Below are 16,935 nucleotides of genomic sequence, written 5' to 3'. Positions count from 1 at the left end.
TGACAACATTTCTCATCTTGCAGCGAATTTTTTGCCCTGCCCGCGCCGGATGACAGAATTACTGGAAAATGATAGATTGCCGCCGATAACTATTTTGATAACACAGCAAAAACGTGCTCACTATCCGCGTTGTGGGATTATTTCCTGCGGGTAGCGCTTTGATATTTCAGGGCTGTCACGAGTAATAATAATGAAATTACAATCTTATGATGAGTTGAAACACAGCAAGTATCGGCTGTCGCTGATGCTATTTTTGTTTTTGAATGTCGCCGTTTCGCTTTTTTGTCTGCTGCCGTTTTTCGGCACGGATAATCCCATCAATTCGCTGCCGGTAACACTGGTGGCGGGCTTTAGCACCACGCTGCTGGCGCTATGTTTAATCGCGCCAAATCTAAAATTCCCGTTATTAAATCCTGTCGCATTGCTATTAGGCGCGCTGTGGGCCTGGCATATCAACCATCGTTACCATCTGGTGTTTTATTTTGACGGTAGCTTTTTAATAATCAGTCTGCTGAGCGTATTTTTTATCAGCGCGATTGCCCTGAGTGATTATTTGCTTGCGTTCTGTTTACATATTACGCCACCGGTATTAACCGTACTGTTACTGGATGATGGTCAGCATTTAATGACCATTCTGTTCACCATTACGCTGCCGCTGATCGGCTTCTCGCTGCACCATTTGATGCGCCGCCGCTTCGACACCTTCACCCTGCGGCTGGTGCGCCAGCTGTATGAGGAGAAGCAAAGTTTCAGCGACCTGAGCATGCTCGATCCGCTCACCGGCCTGTATAACCGGCGCGGGCTGAAGAACCGGCTGGATACCATCATGGAAAATCATGCCGGCAGCCACTTTGTACTGCTGCTGGATATTGATCACTTCAAGGCCTACAACGATAACTACGGTCATGCCATGGGCGATCAGGCGCTGGCGCGGGTGTCGGTTGCGATTCGCGATGCGGTGCGCTCGCGCGATGTGGTGACGCGCTACGGCGGCGAAGAGTTTCTGGTGCTGATGACCAATGTTAACGCCTCGATTGCCATGAAGCTGGCCGAACGCATCCGTCAGTACGTGGTTGATCTGGAAATTCCCCACCGCTTCAATGATAAAGTCTCGACCCACGTGACCATCAGCGCCGGCATCGCGCCGATTTTCGCAGAAGACTTCGACCAGGCGGTGGCCAACGCCGACCGCGCGCTGTACGTGGCGAAGAATCAGGGACGTAACACCATTCTGGCGTGGGAGGATTTACCGAAGCTGGCGCCGGTAAGCAGCGATCTGGTGTAAGCGGTGCGGCGACAACGCCGCGCCCTTTCCGCAGGATTTCACGCAAAATGCGCGGTGGCCAGGCAGTGAGCGCTGCTGGCATCTTGCTCAGTGAATCGGGAACGATTATCATTTGTTTTTCGCTTCCCGTTTTCACTCAGGAGCCGCATGGCCATCATCACGCGTCAGGATCATCGCTTTAGCGCGCATCCGTTGATCTTTATGCAGAGCGATCGCAGCTTAGCCAGCGCGCTGGAAGATCTGATGTGCGACCAGCGTAGCTACATGCGGGAAAACGTGAAGCTGGGCCAGCCGGCCCCCGCAGGCACGCTGACGCTGGCCGAATGGTCCACGCCGTTTCACTATCGCCGCCTGACGCAGCGCTACAGCGACTATCTCTATCGCCACCATCCCGATGTTCCGCAGGAAGCCAAACCGCTGCAGTCGCTGTGGGCCCAGTGGTATTTTGGCCTGCTGCTGCCGCCATTAATGCTGGCGCTGCTGCAGGAGCCGCGCGCGCTCGACTGCTCGCCGCAGCGTATCCACGTTGAGTTCCACGAAAACGGCCATCCCTGCGCCTTCTGGATTGATGTGCAGGAGGATGAGGATGCGCGCTATCTCAATCCGCAGCAGCGTATCGAACGCCTGATTCAGCACGGCCTGATCCCCGCCGTTAACGGCATGGCGCAGCACGGTGATATCAACGCGCGGCTGATCTGGAACAACTTAGGCTTCTCGTTTTACTGGTTCCTTGGCGAACTGCAGCAGCAGCTGCCTGCGGCCACCCGGCATCAACTGGAACAGGCGCTGTTTTTCAGCAAATCCCTGTCCGACGGCAGTGATAATCCGCTGTATCGCACCATGATCCCGCGCAACGGCGCGATGGAGCGGCGTAGCTGCTGCCAGCGCTATCGCATTCCGGACGTCGAACGCTGCGGTAACTGCACGTTAAATGCCGTGTAAGCGCGGCGTATTCTGTTACAGATTCTCCGTTTCTCCCGTTTACAGCTTTCCCGCCTTATGGCAGCTTTTACGCTCTGTTTTTACCGGAGAAAAAAATGAGCCTGGAGTCGGTACGGCACTTCTTTGCCGAACACGCACCGGATATCGACATCATCGAGATGCCGGAAAGCACTGCCACCGTAGAACTGGCCGCACGCGTACATGGCGTGGCGCCGGGGCAAATCGCCAAAACCCTGTCGCTGAAAGTGAAAGAGAGCGTGGTGCTGATTGTCACGCGCGGCGACGCCCGGCTGGATAACCGCAAGCTGAAGGCGGCGCTCGGGGCAAAAGCGCGCATGCTGAGCGTGGATGAGGTGGTGAACTGGACCGGCCATCCGGTCGGCGGCGTGTGCCCGTTCGGGCTGGAAAATCCGCTGACCGTCTATTGCGATGTGTCGCTGCGCAGTTTCGATGAAGTGTTACCTGCGGCCGGTTCGATTCACAGCGCGGTGCGCATTTCGCCGCAGCGCATGGCTGAGCTCACGGCGGCGAAATGGATTGACGTCTGCGAGGCGCGTTAACGCGTCTCTTTCGCCACCGCCCCGGATATTTCGATGCCGCGCGTCTCGCGGCCAAACGCCACGAACACGCAAATCAGCACCGCCACCGTGCCGGCGACAATCGCCATGCCCAGTCCGTAGTTACCGCCGTGGGCTTCGGCAATGCGTGACTGCAGCGTGGCGTTGACCGAAGCAATTAAATTCCCCAGCTGGTAAACGAAGCCCGGCAGTACCGCACGCGCATTGGCCGGCACCAGCTCGGTCAGGTAGGTCGGTACCACGCCCCATGCGCCCTGCACCATAAACTGCATCAGGAACGCGCCGATCCCAATCGCCCAGGGACCGCTGGAGAACGCCCACAGCGGCAGCACCGGCAGCGCCAGAAACGACGCCAGCATGATGGCTTTTTTACGCCCGATACGCTCGGACAGCGAGCCGAACGTAATGCCGCCGAGCATCGCCGCGATGTTATAGCCGATGGCGATAATGCTCACCGTGTGGGCGTCAAACTGGTGCTGCACTTTCAGGAACGTCGGATAGAGATCCTGCGTGCCGTGGCTGAAGAAGTTAAAACAGGCCATCAGCAGCACCATGTAAATACAGATTTTCCAGTGCTGGCGGATGATGGGCAGCAGCGCGTGATTCTCTTTACGCTCGCGTGCCGCCAGCCATACCGGCGATTCCGGCACTTTAAAATAGATAAACGGCAGCAGCAGAATCGGCAGCGCGCCAATCAGGAACATGCCGCGCCAGCCCACCTGTTCGAAGAACAGGCCAAACACTATCGACGCCAGCAGATAGCCGCACGGATAACCGGCCTGGAAGATGCCGGACATCAGGCCGCGCGAACGGTCGGGAATGGTTTCCATCGCCAGCGAAGAGGCCACGCCCCAGATGCCACCCATCGCCACGCCGTAAATCACGCGGAAGGTCAGGAAGGCAGCAAAGTTGGGCGACCATGCCGACAGCAACTCAAACAGCGAAAACAGCACGATGTTGAGCATCAGGATCGGCCGGCGGCCATATTTTTCCGCCAGCCGGCCAAAGATCAATGCGCCCACCGGTCGTACGGCCAGCGTCAGCATAATGGCAATGGAAACATCGGAGACGCTGGTGTTGAAGTAGCGCGCAAGATCGCTGAGCACAAACACCAGAATAAAGAAGTCGAACGCATCCAGCGTCCAGCTGGCGAAACTGGCGAAAGCCACGTTGCGCTGGGTCGCAGTCCAGTTAAACATAAGGGTATCCTGTCTGATTGCTTCCGGCTCGCGGCCAGATTTTTATTGGAACGTTATCCAGCGAATGGTTGCACTGGTTATTATTGTGTTAACCATTTGTATATAGCATGTCAGAAAGGCGCCGCGCGGCGGGGAATTGTCAGCGAGTGATTCGCGATGTAAGGAAGCGTGTCGGCAGGAAAGCGGCGCACGGTACTCCGGCCGGGAGACCGCGCGCCGCAGCAAAATCTCAGCGTTTCAATCCGTTGAACGTCTGCTCAATCACTTCCAGCAGCAGCGGATTGTTTACGTTCTGCATCACATGCACCAGTGCGCCCGCGTCCGCCGGCACGCCGACATCCAGCCGCAGCGGCGTGCGGTAGCGCCAGGTCTTGCCGCGCGTGGCACCGGGACGCAGCTCAATATCGACGTGATAATCCACGCCGTCCGCCACGCGCTGGTTGAGCAGCCAGGCAATGACCAGCGCATCGTGGATCCAGCAACCCGGCAGATGGCGGGTGCGGATGGAGTAATCAATCCACGGTCGCAGCGTTTCGCGCACAAACTGCGGCAGTGGATGATCGCAGGCGGTCAGGCGCGTGAGATCCTGATGGGTCAGCAGCGTCTGCGTGGTGGCATCCATTGGCACCAGCGTGATGGTGGCGCCGCTGTGCAGCACCTGATGCGCCGCTTCCGGATCGAGGCCAAAATTGGTGTCTTTGATGTAGTCATCCAGCGCGAATACGCCGCCCATAATGACGATCTCCGCTACGGAATCCGCCATCTGCGGATAGCGCTGCAGCGCCTGCGCCACGTTGGTCAGCGGGCCTATTGCCACCAGCGTAAACTCGCCGGGATTGTCACAAATCAGCTGGCCCATCACGCCCGCCGCATCGTTGCCGTCCGCTGCCACCATCTGCGGCTGACGCACGCCGCGCCACAGTTCGCCCAGCGCCGGGTCGGCGACGTTATCCAGCCGCGCGCGCCACGGCGCCGGATCTTCGCGCAGCGCCTGCAGCGCGCCCTGCACTACCGGAATGTTCAGTCCGAGCCGCTGCAGCAGATCTTTAGCCACCCGCGCTCCCACCGCGCTCGGCGTGTTGCCGCTCACGGTGGTGATCAGCTCAACGGCCAGCGCGCGTGACGCCAGCGCTAAGGCCAGCGCCAGCCCGTCATCGGTGTTAGCGCCAGCAATACCATTCCCCGGATCACAATCAATAATTAGTCTTTTCATAATGTTATATATTTATTTTTGTTGAGATAGCTGGCAGCCACAGGACTCACCGATCTCCAGATGGTGAGGAAATTCGGCCAGCTGCGCCTCGCCATGACCGTTTTTCAGCATGGCGATGGCGCTGCGTGCCATTTCGCGCAGCGGCTGGCGCACGGTGGTGAGCGTGGGCACATGAAAGGCCGACTGCTCGGTACCGTTGAAACACACCAGCGCGACATCGTGCGGCACGCGCAGGCCATGTTCGGACAGCGCGCGAATACAGCCAATCGCCTGCCCTTCGTTACTGGTAAACAGCGCGCGCGGCACCCGGCCGCTGGCAATCATGCGCTGCCCGGCGTCGTAACCGCCCTGGCGCGAATAGCCGGCCGGAAAAATCAGCGCTTCATCTACCGTCAGCCCGTGCTGCGCCATGGCGTCGCGCCAGCCCTGAATACGATCCTGCGCGTTAAGCATCTCACGCGGACCGCTGATCATGCCGACCTGCTGATAGCCGTGGCTGAGCAGATGCGCCGTGACCTGACGCGCCGCTTCACGTTCGTTCACGCACAGCATGCTGACGCCGGGGCGCGGTTCAATGCGGTCCAGCATCACCAGCGGCGTTCCGCTCGCCTGGATGACATCAATATAGGGATGGCGATCGACGCTGGTGTAAAACAGGCCATCAACCTGACGATTCAGCAAACCCTGAATCAGCTCCAGCTCGCGCTGGCGGTCGTCGCCGGCATCGCCCAGCAGCATCACGTGGCCGTGGTTCAGCGACTCCTGCAGCAGCACGTGCGCCATTGAGGCGACAAACGGGTTTGCGATATTCGGCACGATCAGGCCAAAGGTTTTGGTACTGCCGGAGGCCAGTGCGCGCGCCACCGCATTCGGGCGATAGCCGGTTTGCTGGATGGCGGCCAGCACGCGCTGACGCGTGGCTTCGGCCACCGGACGCGGTCCGTTGTTGATCACATAGCTGACCACCGCCACCGAGGTTCCGGCGGCTTTGGCGACGTCACTGCGTGTCACATTTCCGGTTGGGGATTTCGCCAATATTGCCTCTGCGTTAATGCCGCTGGCCGGGAGTACCGGCCAGCGTAATCAAAGAATGTTGCACGATCCTGCGCGTCAGATAGCATCCTCCGGCAGATTCAGATCGCGTCCGCGCGTTTCCGGTGCCACAAAGGTGGTGAGGAAACCGATGGTCGCCATGGCCGAGAAGTACACGGCAATCGGCCACCAGTGGCCGGTAAACGACAGCAGCGCCGCCGCCACCAGCGGTGCGGTGCCTCCTGAAAGAATAGACCCCAGCTCTTTGGCAACCGCCATTTTGGTGTAACGGTGTTTAACGCCAAACATCTCCACGCCCCATGCCGCCTGCACGCCAAAGATGCCCAGCGACGCCAGCGCCATGCCCACCACAATCACCGGAATCACGATGGCCGGCTCGCGGCTGTCCATCAGGCTAAAGGCGGGCCAGGCGTAAATCATCAGTAACAGGCAGAAGCCGCGATAGGTGATGCGTCGGCCAAAGCGGTCTGACAGCCAGCCGGCAAACGGGATGATCAGGAAACCGAGCAGCGAGGCGATGAACACCGCGGTGGTCGGCACCGATTTGTCCAGCATCAGCACTTTGGCGACGTAGCCGACGATAAAGCCCTGTGCCAGATAGGACGGGCCGTTCTCACCGATGCGCAGGCCCACCATGGTCCAGAAGGCGCGGCTGCGCTGCCAGAAGCTGCGGCTGTCGGGTTGCGTCGCGCTTTGCGCCAGCGTTTCATGGCGCTGCGCCTGCAGTTCCGCCTGCTGACGCTCAAACACCGGCGTTTCACGCAGATGACGGCGAATCCACAGCGCGACCGCAGCAATCAACACACTGCTGAGGAACGGAATTCGCCAGCCCCAGTCGAGCAGCGTGGCTTTATCCATCTGAATCACCGCCAGCCACACCAGCGACGCAATCAGCGTGCCGCTGTTGGAACCAAGTGCAATCACCGATGACACCAGGCCACGGCGCTCAACCGGCGCGTATTCACCCAGCATCACCGTGCCGCCCGAGAGCTCAGCGCCGGCGCCCAGCCCCTGCGTGAAACGCAGCAGCACCAGGCAGGCCGGCGCCCACAGGCCAATCGTTGCATAGGAAGGAATCAGGCCGATCAGCGTGGTCGAAGCGCCCATCAGAATGATGGTGCTGATCATCACTACCTTGCGGCCCTTGCGATCGCCAATCCAGCCAAACAGCAGCGCCCCGATCGGGCGTGCAATAAAGCCGACCGACCAGGTGGCAAAGCTGGAGAGCAGCGCCATTGCTGGGGTGGCTTCGGGAAAGAACACATCGCCAAAAATGATGCCGGCAGCGAGGCCATACAGGGCGAAATCCGCGTATTCCATCGCGGTGCCCAGCCAGCAGGAGAAGGTGGCGCGCCAGAAATCTTTGCGCCCGGTGGTGGTTTCCAGCCGCGCATCGGCGGCGGAAGCGGGTGAACCTTGTTGCGTAACGGAGTGATGTACCGTCATAACCATTTCCCTGAAAGAGGTGAAAACAGTAAACGCCCATCCGTGGGTAGGTTCCCTGGCAACAAGCGGAACTCCCCGGTGGCGACGTTCAGTAGGCAAACCTGGATGAAAGGTCAGTAAAGAATTCCCTGGTGTTGGAATTCATCTATTTGCCTGATTTCGCCGATGTTTTTTTCATCGATCGCATTAGCACGGCAAATGTAACTGGGTCATCTCAAGGCCAACTTCGTCTCTGGCACCGTGAGTTGTCACTGTGAAGACAGTCTATCTACGCGCGTAGATAAATCAAGTGATCAACAGGAAAATAATTAACTTATCTTCACAATGGTGCAGGAGAAAAAGATAAAAACGGCGTTAATTCATGACATTACATTACAGCCAGCGTCATAAAAAAATCCACGCACGCTGCGTGATTAACGACTATTGCTTATCATTGGCAAAAACGGCGACCAAACTTTCACCGCGCCGTTTTCGCACATTTCAGTTAAGTTTTGATGACACCCGGGCATTATTCTTAAAACCGCCCGGGCCGCGCGAAATCCTGCGCGCCTGCAGTAGACTGGATGACCTTCACTCAGGAGCATTATGACCATTATCCTCATGCGACACGGCAAGCCAGACCATCCGGTAAGCGGGCGCTTTACGGCGCGGGCGCTGGCGGACTGGTGTGAAGGCTACGACCAGGCGGTGATTTGTGATGCGCCGCCGCCGCGCAGTATGGCGATTGCGCGCATGGCCAGCGTGATTGCCTGCAGCCCGTTGCCGCGCGCGCGTTCGTCGCTGGCGCGGCTTGGCCTGCAGGCGCAGGACGTGGATGAGGTGTTCAGTGAAGTGGCGATGCCGCTACTGCCGTTTGCGCGCCTGCATCTGCCGCTGACGCTGTGGCTGGCACTGCTGCGCCTGCTGTGGCTGTGCGGTTACGCCGGACGCGTGGAATCAGTGCAGCATGCCCGGCAGCGCGCGCAGCGGGCGGCAGACAAACTGATTGCCCTGTCGCAACAAGGCACGGTGCTGCTGGTGGGCCACGGTATTATGAACAAACTGATTGCGCGCCAACTGCGCAAGCGCGGCTGGCAGGCAGAAAAACACGCCAGCAGCCGCCACTGGAGCAGCGCTATTTATCACCGGCCGTTTATTTGATGGCGGCCTTCGCACTCAGGACGACAGCTGAAAGTAGCTCAGGACTTCGCATCCGGTGCCAGCCTGCGGCGTGGCGATGACCTTCATCTGCGTCAGGTCGATCAGGCTAAGCGAACCGTCACCCTGATTAGCGATCAGCAGGCTGCGGTTATCGGCGCTAAAACAGCCATCCATCGGCTGATTGCCGACCGCAACGTCACCCAACGGATTAAGCAAGTCGTCAAACAGCGTCACCACTCCTTCCCCGTCGCCAATCGCCACCAGCCGCTCACCGTTGGCGCTGAAGCGCACCACCTGGCACGGCTGCTGATGGCCGGGCAGCGTGATGCGCTGGCGGATACGATGGCTCTGACGATCCACCACGTACAGCAGCGGCGCGTCTGCCGCGCTGGCCATCAGATAGGGGTGCTTTGGCGAGGCGGCAATGCCGGCAATCGGTCCCGGCAGCAGGATGTTATCAATGATGCGCCCTTCCGCCTCGCACAAATCCACCACCGTGATGCTGGCGTCCTCTTCGTTTTCAGTAAACAGCTTGCGGCCGCTGGGCGACAGCGTCAGCCGGTGCGCGTTGTGCGACGGCAGCCGGATGGTTTTCTCCAGCGTGTCGCTGTGCGGATCGATCACCGCCACCGCGGCACTGTGTTCACAGCACAGATACACTTTGCCATCGCGTCCCAGCTGGCCGCTGTGCGGTGCCTTGAGCGGTGACAGATCGATAAAGCCGCGAATCTGCCGCTGGCGCAAATCGATAATCGCCACCTTGTGCCCCGGATGCGGATTGTCGCCGTGGACGCCATCACCGTAGATCGGCACATACGCCTTCTCCAGCGCGGGCAGCATCAGCAGCTCATGCGGTCGCGGCGGTAAGGCATTCAGCTCCTGCTCAACGGCGAAGCTGTCGGGATTGAGAAACAGCACGCGGTTGCCCTGCTTATCAACCGCCAGTAACCCACGCTTGTGTGGCTGCATAGTGCCTCCTTTTTTTCGTTGCCTGCTCTAAGCGTAGCTAACCTGCCTCCGCGTTGGGCAAGCGGCGGCCAGGCCAGGGGAAAATACAGTGCCGTTAACGGACCGCCGATCGCTCATTTTTATTCCGCGCCGCGGCCTGCGCCTGCAGAGGGTTATTTTATTAGGAATAGTCTTAATCGAGCAAAAATAAAAAACGCACTTCCTCATCATTTTATTGATACCTCTTTTTAGCCATCCCGGATCCCGGCATTTCCGGTAAATCTGAAAGCGAAAAAAATTCGTAGCCTTGCCGCTGCGGATCGATTATTAAGCAAGGGTAGTCTTTTTACACACAGCCGTCAGGACACATAAGAGCGCTCAAGCCGCCAGCATCAGGGAATCCTTGCTCCCCATAAACACAATAATCAGGTGCATCATGACAAAAAAACGTCTCCAGCCAGCCCTTACGCTCTGGCAACACTGGCAGAGAATCGCCTTTACCGGCCAGACATTACTGCAGAAAAAACAGCATACTGCGCTCTGCGCGCCGGAATATGATCCCAGCGAAGAGGACAATATCGTGTTGCTTTCGGGTGAGAAAGCGCTGCCGGAAATACCCAAAAAAATCTGGATGTACTGGGACAATGAATATTTACCGAAATCGATGGCGTTAAATATCCAGCAACTGCGTCAGGATAATCCCGACCATCAGGTGTATGTATTAAACCGTTTAACGCTTAAAGAAGTCCTGCCGGATTTTATTTTTACCTCGACACAATTAAGTGAGCAGCAAAAAAGTGAAGTCATTCGCCTCGAATTATTATTACGCTACGGCGGCATTGCGATTGACTGCAGCACGCTGTTATTTGAAGACCTGAGCTGGGTGCACCGTGCGCATCAGGAACGCCGCATGGATGTGATTGGCTATTACCGTGAAATTGCCACCGTCAACTATCTGGCACCGGTGATTGAAAACTGGTTTCTTGCCGCTGCGCCCAATAATCCTTTTATTCGCGAGTGGCAAAAACAGTACGCGCCGATCAAGCATCTGGGGGCGCACAACTATTTTAATGAGCTGGCAAAGCGCGATGATTTTGCCCTGCTGACGCAGAAAATCGCCGAGCCGGCACAGCAGCTGGGTTCGCTGGCGCAGCAGGCGGCGATGCGCGAACATCGCCGCGTGAACCTGTATCTGCGTAAATGCGAGGCCAACGCATATTACTATCAGCGGCTGAGCAACTGGCAAAGTGATGCCTTTGCGCACACGGTACTGTTCCATCAGCGCCCGCATACGCCGCCGCCGGTGATCAAGCTGAGCGGCATTGAGCAGCTGCATCTCGACTTCAATCTGCGTCTCGGTAACTATAACCGTCGCAGCCTGCTGGGGGCGATGATGCAGCCCACAGCACCGCTCAGCGCGCCGCTGGCCTCACCCATCAACAAAGCGCGTGCGTAGCCAGTGGATAAAGGTGGTGACGGCACGCGGTACCTGCGCTGCGTAAGGCCGCACCACCCACAGGCGGTCGGCAAAGGCATCGACCGCCTGCCACTCCGGCAGCACCTGCTGCAGCGTGCCGCTGGTCAGCGCCGCGCTGGCGCTGAAGTCCGGCAGCATGGCAATGCCCAGCCCCTGCAGCGCAGCGTCACGAATCGACTCGCTGTTATTAGTGGCGAAATTACCCTGAATCTTCACCTGCACCGTTTCGCTGTCATCGCTGTGCAGACGAAAGCGCCACTGCGGCGACTCCAGCCCGCGCGGATAATAGAGGCAGTTATGCTGCTGCAGCGCCTGCGGCGTATCTGGCGTACCGTGACGGGTCAGATAATCCGGCGCGGCCACCAGCAGCGTGCGCGTTTCACACAGCGGCAGCGCGACGTGCGTTTCCGGCAGCTGCTGGCTGTGGCGAATGGCGAGATCGAATCCTTCGCTGCCCAGCGACACCAGCCGATCGCTGACGTTGAGCTGCAACCGCACCTGCGGGTAGTCGCGCAGAAAGTCGCCGATAATCGGCACCAGCTGCTGCCGGGCAAACGCCACCGGCGCGCTGATGCGCACCAGGCCGCGCACCGGCCCGGCTTCGTCACGCACGCTGAAGAAGCTCTGTGCGATGCGCGCAAACGGCTCACGCAGGTCGTCCACCAGCTTTTCACCGGCCGACGTCAGCCGCACGCTGCGCGTGGTGCGCTGCACCAGCGCCACGCCCGCCATCTGCTCCAGTTCTTTGATTTTCTGGCTCATCGCCGCTTTACTGACATCCAGGCGTTCAGCCGCGCGGGTAAAACTGCCCTGTTCCGCCAGCACCGTCAGCCAGTGCAAATGCACCCAGAGTGCATCGGTTTTAATTTCTTTCATCAGGATTGTTCAAAATAATAAATAATCATTTTAATCAGCGCGCTTTTTCTTTCCGGCAGCAAGCGGCAGCATAGCGTTTCATCCTACTCTTTCCGCGTGGGCAAAAACGAGGATTTATTGATGCCGTTACTGACTTTTGATGTTATTCAGGGCCGTTCTGAAGCAGAGATTCGCACCTTACTCGACGCCGCGCATCGCGCGGTACTCACGGCATTTAAGGTTCCGGCGCGCGATCGTTATCAGATTGTTCATGAAAACAAGCGTTATCAAATGGTCTTTCAGGATACCGGGCTGGGCTTTGCGCGCAGCGACAATCTGGTGATGGTGCGCGTGTACACCAGCCCAAGAAGTGAAGAACAGAAAACGCACTTCATGGCAGAGTTAGCGCGCGAGCTGCAGGAGAATTGTGGCGTGCAGGGCAACGATCTGATGATCAGTTTTATCACCAACAGCAAAGGTGACTGGAGCTTTGCCGACGGCGAAGCGCAGTATCTCACCGGTAAGTTGTAACACCCGCACCCGCCCTGTCTGGCAGCAGCGCGCCGGTTGCTGCCAGACTAAATCAGACTCCGCCTAAACCCGCCTTAAACGATTCGCAATGCATCGCACAAATCTGGTTGGATGTGTTGCAGCCCTGTGACAGCCAATATAGATTGACGCAAAACCCCCGCAGAGGGCCGCAGACGCAGGTAACGCGTTCTTTTTACTTAATGTGAGGATCTGCCGTTGGAGTTGCTTTCAATAGTGCTCTTTTTGGCTGCGATCGCAGTCTATTCGTATAAAGCCGGGCGAAATAAATTCTGGTTTATCCTGATCTTGCTGCTGCTCACCCTGTTCATCGTGCTCAACGCCACGCTGTATGCCAGCAACTATTTTACCGGCGATGGCATCAACGATGCGGTGCTCTATACCCTGACCAACAGCCTGACCGGCGCGGGCGTGAGCAAATATGTGGTACCGGCGCTTGGCTTGATCATCGGCCTGTTTTTACTGTTTTGTTTTCTCTCCTGGGTGCTGCGCCGGCATAAACGTCCGCATCATCTCGGCTGGAGCCTGCTGGCGATCGCCTGTGCTGCCGGCTCGGTGCAAACCACGCCGGCGTTTCGCCAGGTGAAAGAGCTGATCGCCTCCCACGCGCGTCAGGCCGACTCGGATTTCGAAACCTATTACAAAACGCCGAATAAGCAGATTAACGCGCCGAAGCTCAACCTGGTGTATATCTACGGCGAAAGCCTTGAGCGCACCTACTTCGATCAACAGGCTTTTCCTGGCCTGGCACCGGAGCTGAGTCGCGAAAAAGATCACAGCATTGACTTCAGCAACACCGAGCAACTGCCCGGCACCGATTACACCATCGCCGGCATGGTGGCGTCGCAGTGCGGAATTCCGCTGTTTGCGCCGTTCGACGGCAACGCCTCGGCTTCGCTTTCCAGCTTCTATCCGCAAAATATCTGCCTCGGCGATATCCTCAAACACTCCGGCTATGAGAACTGGTTTATTCAGGGTGCAGACCTGCGCTTTGCCGGCAAAGACACCTTTTTGCTGTCACACGGTTTTGATGCCGCCAACATGTACGGCTCGCAGGAGCTGAAGAGCCGCGTCGCCGACCCCAGCTACCGTAATAACTGGGGCTTTTACGACGATACGGTGATGGATGAAGTGTTTGAAAAGTATGAGGAGCTGTCGCGTCAGCAGAAACGCTTTGCGCTGTTTACGCTCACCGTGGACACCCATCATCCGGACGGCTTTATTTCGCGCAGCTGTCAGCGCAAAAGTTACAGCTATGACGGCAAACCCAATCAGTCGTTTAGCGCGGTGGCCTGTACCCAGGAGCACGTGGCGCGCCTGATTGCCCGCATCAAAGCCTCGCCGTGGTTTAAAAACACCGTGATTGTGGTGAGTTCCGATCACCTGGCGATGAATAACACGGCGCATCAGTATCTGATCAAGCAGCCGCGCCGCGATCTGTTTATGGTGATCCGTGGCGATCAGCCGCAGGCCGAGGTGCTGGATGGCAAGCGCAGCACGCTGGATAACGGCGCCACGGTGCTGGATATTCTCGGCGGGGATAACGCGATTGGCCTTGGCCGCAGCGGGCTGTCTTCGGCCTCGCTCTCCAGCCAGTTCGATGACATGGCGAAGAAGGTCACGGCGTGGAAAGCCGATATCATTCAGCTGTGGAATTTCCCCAGCCAGATGAAGACGTTCACCATCGACCAGCCCAAAAATACCTTTAGCTTCTCGGGCGCGACGTTCAGGCTGCCGATCCTGTTCCGCGTATCCGATCATCAGGTAGAGCCGCTGCCGGAAGGCGAATACGCCGCGCCGCTGCGCTTCCAGCTGGCCGATTTTGCCGCCAGCGATAAGTTTGTCTGGGTCGATCGCTGCTTCAAAATGGGCCGGCTGTGGCAGCCGGCGCTGGCGCTGTCGACCGATCTCTGTCTGGCGATGGGCCAGACCGGCGGACAACCCACGGTGACGCGCATCGACCAGCCGGTGTGGCAGGGCAAAGCGCAGTTCCCGCAGGTGAAAGTCAGCGCGGCGACCTATCAGCTCAACGAGCAGCAAATGCGCATTGAGGACAATGCCATTCGCTACCAGGCGGACAGCTTCCTGCTGACCGTGCCGGGCGCGCCGGCCAGCGTGAAGCGCTTTAGCGGTATTTCACGGCCGGAAAGCTGGGGACGCTGGTCGAACGCCAACCTCGCGCCGGAGGTGAATATTGAATATGTCGATCCGCTGCCGGCGCGCTTTGACGTGGTGATCACTGCACGTGCCTATGGGGCTAACGCCCATCGGCCAATTCCGGTGCGCGTCGGCGAGCAAGTGCAGCAGCTCAATCTGGGTGACGCGTTCTCCACGCAAACGCTGCATTTCACCAATCCCGGCGCCAGCCGCAACCTGATCATCACGCCGCCAGAACCACAGCTGTCTAATCTCGGCAACATTACCGGTCAGGATCCACGCAAACTCGGTATCGGCATGGCGGAGATAAAAATAATTCCGCAGCCCGAAAAGTGATAAAAATGCGTGCCAGACCAGGGCCTGCCAGCGTGCAGGCCCTTTTTATTGCCGCTTAGCGTTACTCTTTGTACGAATTGATATTTTTCGAGACGTCGCGCAAAATCCACATCATCACATGGTGCAACTATCACCACCTGGATAACCTTGCAGGCAACAGGAAAGGCGACCAGGAGCAACAGGGATGATACCGACGATGATGAACACCCATAAGGCATTCAAAGCGCTGCAGCAGGCGGGCGTGGCCGATCACCAGGCCGAAGTGATGGTCGACATTTTTGCCGAAATGCAGCAGGAAAACAGCCTGACCAAAACGCACCTTTCGCAGGCCATGGAAGGCGTGATGCGGGCAAATCACGCCACCGCGCAGCGTGTCGATAAACTGGCACAGAGCCTCAGGCATTTTGAAAATGAGGTCCGCCATACGTTTAAAGCCATTGAGCTGCGGTTTGATAACGTCGATGAGCAATTCCGGAAAATTGATCAACGCTTTGAACAAATCGATCAACGCTTCGAAAAGGTGGATGCGCAATTCAGATCAATCGATAAACGCTTTGAAAAAGTGGATGCGCAATTCAGAACAATCGATCAACGTTTTGAACAAATCGATGAACAATTCAGGAAAATTGATCAACGCTTTGAAAAGATGGATGAGCAATTCAGGAAAATCGATCAACGCTTTGAACAAATCGATGAGCAATTCAGGAAAATCGATCAGCGTTTTGAACAAATCGATGAGCGATTCAGGCAAATTGATAAACGCTTTGAAAAGATGGATGAGCAATTCAGGCAAATTGATAAACGCTTTGAAAAAGTGGATGAGCGCCTGCTGGATCTCGACCATCGCATGCAGCTCGGTTTCAATGAGCTCAAACGCGATAATCTCTGGCATCGGCGGCTGATGATGGCGATGGCCAGCGCCTTTGTGTTGTCAGCCGCCAAATATATTTTTGCCGGTTAGCCGGACAGCCAGCACGGCGCGCTAGCGTCAGGCCTGACGTAATGTCTCCAGCCTGGCGCGTTGCTGCCCGCGGGCGTCGAAATTGTCTGCCGCCAGCCAGCGCTCAAAGCCCAGCTTCACCTGCGGCCATTCACAGTCGATGATAGAGAACCAGGCGGTATCCCGGCTGCGATTTTTATACACAACCACCTGACGGAACGTGCCTTCATAACGAAAGCCCAGCCGCAGTGCGGCGTTGTACGACGGCTGGTTACAGCTGTCGCATTTCCACTCGTAGCGACGATAGCCGAGTTGTTCGAAGGCGTAACGCATCAGCAGATAGTGGGCTTCGGTGGCCATGCGGGTTTGCTTCAGCAACGGAGAGAACACCACAAAGCCGACCTCCATCACGCCGTGCTGCGGTTCAAGGCGCATCAGCGCCAGCGAGCCGACCGCCTGCCCGCTTTGCCGGTCAATAACCGCGAAGTGCAGGTAATCCGGACTCTGCTGGCACTGCTGCGCAAACGCCAGATAAGACGCTTCATCGTCAAAGCGCCCGACCGGCAGCCAGGTCCAGTCGCGGTCATCTTCCGCCAGCGCATAAGCCGCATACAGCTCGTGACCGTGACGTGCGGCATCCAGCGGCTCCAGCCGGCAATATTGTCCGGTGAAAATCTGCCCCTGCGGCAGCGGGCGCGGCTGCCACGCCTCCAGCGCCGGGCCGATGGGTTGTCCATAACGATTGGTCTGCGATGACATACGGCGATTCCTTCTGTGTGAGAGTGACAGCGTGCAGCGTGCCACTTTGCTGGTTCAG

Annotated in this window: 16 protein-coding genes; 9 read left to right on the top strand and 7 right to left on the bottom strand. The window is 57.7% G+C overall.

Translation table 11 applies throughout. From position 1 onward, the window contains the following. Positions 1-190 precede the first annotated feature (190 nt). The 3 genes from H7K56_RS16295 to H7K56_RS16285 all read left to right on the top strand — a co-directional run bounded on the left by H7K56_RS16295 (position 191) and on the right by H7K56_RS16285 (position 2,787). Entirely contained in the window at positions 191-1,285 is a 1,095-nt protein-coding gene (locus H7K56_RS16295) for a GGDEF domain-containing protein (protein WP_021506772.1), read from the top strand. A 147-nt stretch (positions 1,286-1,432) separates the two neighbouring features. Then, the gene (gene fhuF / locus H7K56_RS16290) at positions 1,433-2,227 is read left to right on the top strand and encodes a siderophore-iron reductase FhuF (RefSeq protein ID WP_088516711.1); all 795 of its coding nucleotides are present in this window, start codon (positions 1,433-1,435) and stop codon (positions 2,225-2,227) included. Between the two features lie 95 nt (positions 2,228-2,322). Beyond that, positions 2,323-2,787, top strand: a complete 465-nt coding sequence (locus H7K56_RS16285) for a YbaK/EbsC family protein (protein WP_021506770.1) — start codon at positions 2,323-2,325, stop codon at positions 2,785-2,787. On the opposite strand, the gene H7K56_RS16280 is transcribed toward H7K56_RS16285, so the two are convergent. The 4 genes from H7K56_RS16280 to H7K56_RS16265 all read right to left on the bottom strand — a co-directional run bounded on the left by H7K56_RS16280 (position 2,784) and on the right by H7K56_RS16265 (position 7,716). After that, entirely contained in the window at positions 2,784-4,004 is a 1,221-nt protein-coding gene (locus H7K56_RS16280) for an MFS transporter (RefSeq protein WP_127834567.1), read from the bottom strand. The two genes, H7K56_RS16285 and H7K56_RS16280, sit on opposite strands and share 4 nt — an antisense overlap. 229 nt (positions 4,005-4,233) lie before the next feature. Further along, positions 4,234-5,217 (bottom strand): nucleoside hydrolase, encoded by a 984-nt coding sequence (locus tag H7K56_RS16275; protein WP_059011088.1) that lies wholly within the window; start codon positions 5,215-5,217, stop codon positions 4,234-4,236. 12 nt (positions 5,218-5,229) lie between these two features. Further along, positions 5,230-6,252 carry a LacI family DNA-binding transcriptional regulator gene (locus H7K56_RS16270; RefSeq protein ID WP_058771438.1) on the bottom strand — a complete coding sequence of 341 codons (1,023 nt, stop codon included), beginning with the start codon at positions 6,250-6,252 and terminating at the stop codon, positions 5,230-5,232. Positions 6,253-6,327: 75 nt separating this feature from the next. Then, complete coding sequence (locus H7K56_RS16265; protein WP_150361255.1) at positions 6,328-7,716, bottom strand: MFS transporter; 1,389 nt, start codon at positions 7,714-7,716, stop codon at positions 6,328-6,330. A 361-nt stretch (positions 7,717-8,077) separates the two neighbouring features. Between H7K56_RS16265 and H7K56_RS16260 the strand changes: the two genes are divergently transcribed. Next, on the top strand, positions 8,078-8,305 hold the full coding sequence (locus H7K56_RS16260; protein WP_125310878.1) for a hypothetical protein: 228 nt from the start codon (positions 8,078-8,080) through the stop codon (positions 8,303-8,305). Beyond that, positions 8,302-8,856, top strand: coding sequence for a histidine phosphatase family protein (locus H7K56_RS16255; protein WP_021506764.1), 555 nt, complete (start codon positions 8,302-8,304; stop codon positions 8,854-8,856). The genes H7K56_RS16260 and H7K56_RS16255 overlap by 4 nt, the downstream gene beginning before the upstream one ends. 15 nt (positions 8,857-8,871) lie before the next feature. Here H7K56_RS16255 and H7K56_RS16250 read toward each other — a convergent pair whose 3' ends face one another. Further along, positions 8,872-9,825 (bottom strand): YncE family protein, encoded by a 954-nt coding sequence (locus tag H7K56_RS16250; RefSeq protein WP_150361254.1) that lies wholly within the window; start codon positions 9,823-9,825, stop codon positions 8,872-8,874. A gap of 415 nt (positions 9,826-10,240) precedes the next feature. Here H7K56_RS16250 and H7K56_RS16245 point away from each other — a divergent pair, with 415 nt between their 5' ends. Continuing rightward, entirely contained in the window at positions 10,241-11,260 is a 1,020-nt protein-coding gene (locus tag H7K56_RS16245; protein ID WP_021506762.1) for a glycosyltransferase family 32 protein, read from the top strand. Here H7K56_RS16245 and H7K56_RS16240 read toward each other — a convergent pair. Next, positions 11,234-12,157 carry a LysR family transcriptional regulator gene (locus H7K56_RS16240; protein WP_150361253.1) on the bottom strand — a complete coding sequence of 308 codons (924 nt, stop codon included), beginning with the start codon at positions 12,155-12,157 and terminating at the stop codon, positions 11,234-11,236. The two genes, H7K56_RS16245 and H7K56_RS16240, sit on opposite strands and share 27 nt — an antisense overlap. 120 nt (positions 12,158-12,277) lie before the next feature. Between H7K56_RS16240 and H7K56_RS16235 the strand changes: the two genes are divergently transcribed. From H7K56_RS16235 to H7K56_RS16225, 3 genes are all read left to right on the top strand, one after another. After that, positions 12,278-12,667 carry a tautomerase family protein gene (locus tag H7K56_RS16235; RefSeq protein ID WP_150361252.1) on the top strand — a complete coding sequence of 130 codons (390 nt, stop codon included), beginning with the start codon at positions 12,278-12,280 and terminating at the stop codon, positions 12,665-12,667. A 210-nt stretch (positions 12,668-12,877) separates the two neighbouring features. Further along, positions 12,878-15,178 (top strand): phosphatidylglycerol--membrane-oligosaccharide glycerophosphotransferase, encoded by a 2,301-nt coding sequence (opgB, locus tag H7K56_RS16230; protein ID WP_150361251.1) that lies wholly within the window; start codon positions 12,878-12,880, stop codon positions 15,176-15,178. 184 nt (positions 15,179-15,362) lie between these two features. Beyond that, positions 15,363-16,139 carry a hypothetical protein gene (locus tag H7K56_RS16225; RefSeq protein ID WP_220496605.1) on the top strand — a complete coding sequence of 259 codons (777 nt, stop codon included), beginning with the start codon at positions 15,363-15,365 and terminating at the stop codon, positions 16,137-16,139. 27 nt (positions 16,140-16,166) lie between these two features. Here H7K56_RS16225 and H7K56_RS16220 read toward each other — a convergent pair whose 3' ends face one another. Next, positions 16,167-16,877, bottom strand: a complete 711-nt coding sequence (locus tag H7K56_RS16220) for a GNAT family N-acetyltransferase (RefSeq protein WP_150361250.1) — start codon at positions 16,875-16,877, stop codon at positions 16,167-16,169. Positions 16,878-16,935 lie beyond the last annotated feature (58 nt).

The sequence above is a fragment of the Pantoea dispersa genome, assembly GCF_014155765.1.
Taxonomy (GTDB): domain Bacteria; phylum Pseudomonadota; class Gammaproteobacteria; order Enterobacterales; family Enterobacteriaceae; genus Pantoea; species Pantoea dispersa.
Note: the sequence above shows the minus strand (reverse complement) of the source record. Positions and strands in the feature narration are given on the sequence as shown.

Coding starts and splice junctions, on each gene's coding strand:
- fhuF (WP_088516711.1), top strand. CDS start 1,433: ATGGCCATCATCACGCGTCAGGATCATCGCTTTAGCGCGCATCCGTTG.
- H7K56_RS16280 (WP_127834567.1), bottom strand. CDS start 4,004: ATGTTTAACTGGACTGCGACCCAGCGCAACGTGGCTTTCGCCAGTTTC.
- H7K56_RS16285 (WP_021506770.1), top strand. CDS start 2,323: ATGAGCCTGGAGTCGGTACGGCACTTCTTTGCCGAACACGCACCGGAT.
- H7K56_RS16235 (WP_150361252.1), top strand. CDS start 12,278: ATGCCGTTACTGACTTTTGATGTTATTCAGGGCCGTTCTGAAGCAGAG.
- H7K56_RS16250 (WP_150361254.1), bottom strand. CDS start 9,825: ATGCAGCCACACAAGCGTGGGTTACTGGCGGTTGATAAGCAGGGCAAC.
- H7K56_RS16275 (WP_059011088.1), bottom strand. CDS start 5,217: ATGAAAAGACTAATTATTGATTGTGATCCGGGGAATGGTATTGCTGGC.
- H7K56_RS16240 (WP_150361253.1), bottom strand. CDS start 12,157: ATGAAAGAAATTAAAACCGATGCACTCTGGGTGCATTTGCACTGGCTG.
- H7K56_RS16255 (WP_021506764.1), top strand. CDS start 8,302: ATGACCATTATCCTCATGCGACACGGCAAGCCAGACCATCCGGTAAGC.
- H7K56_RS16225 (WP_220496605.1), top strand. CDS start 15,363: ATGATACCGACGATGATGAACACCCATAAGGCATTCAAAGCGCTGCAG.
- H7K56_RS16295 (WP_021506772.1), top strand. CDS start 191: ATGAAATTACAATCTTATGATGAGTTGAAACACAGCAAGTATCGGCTG.
- H7K56_RS16220 (WP_150361250.1), bottom strand. CDS start 16,877: ATGTCATCGCAGACCAATCGTTATGGACAACCCATCGGCCCGGCGCTG.
- H7K56_RS16245 (WP_021506762.1), top strand. CDS start 10,241: ATGACAAAAAAACGTCTCCAGCCAGCCCTTACGCTCTGGCAACACTGG.
- H7K56_RS16260 (WP_125310878.1), top strand. CDS start 8,078: ATGACATTACATTACAGCCAGCGTCATAAAAAAATCCACGCACGCTGC.
- H7K56_RS16265 (WP_150361255.1), bottom strand. CDS start 7,716: ATGACGGTACATCACTCCGTTACGCAACAAGGTTCACCCGCTTCCGCC.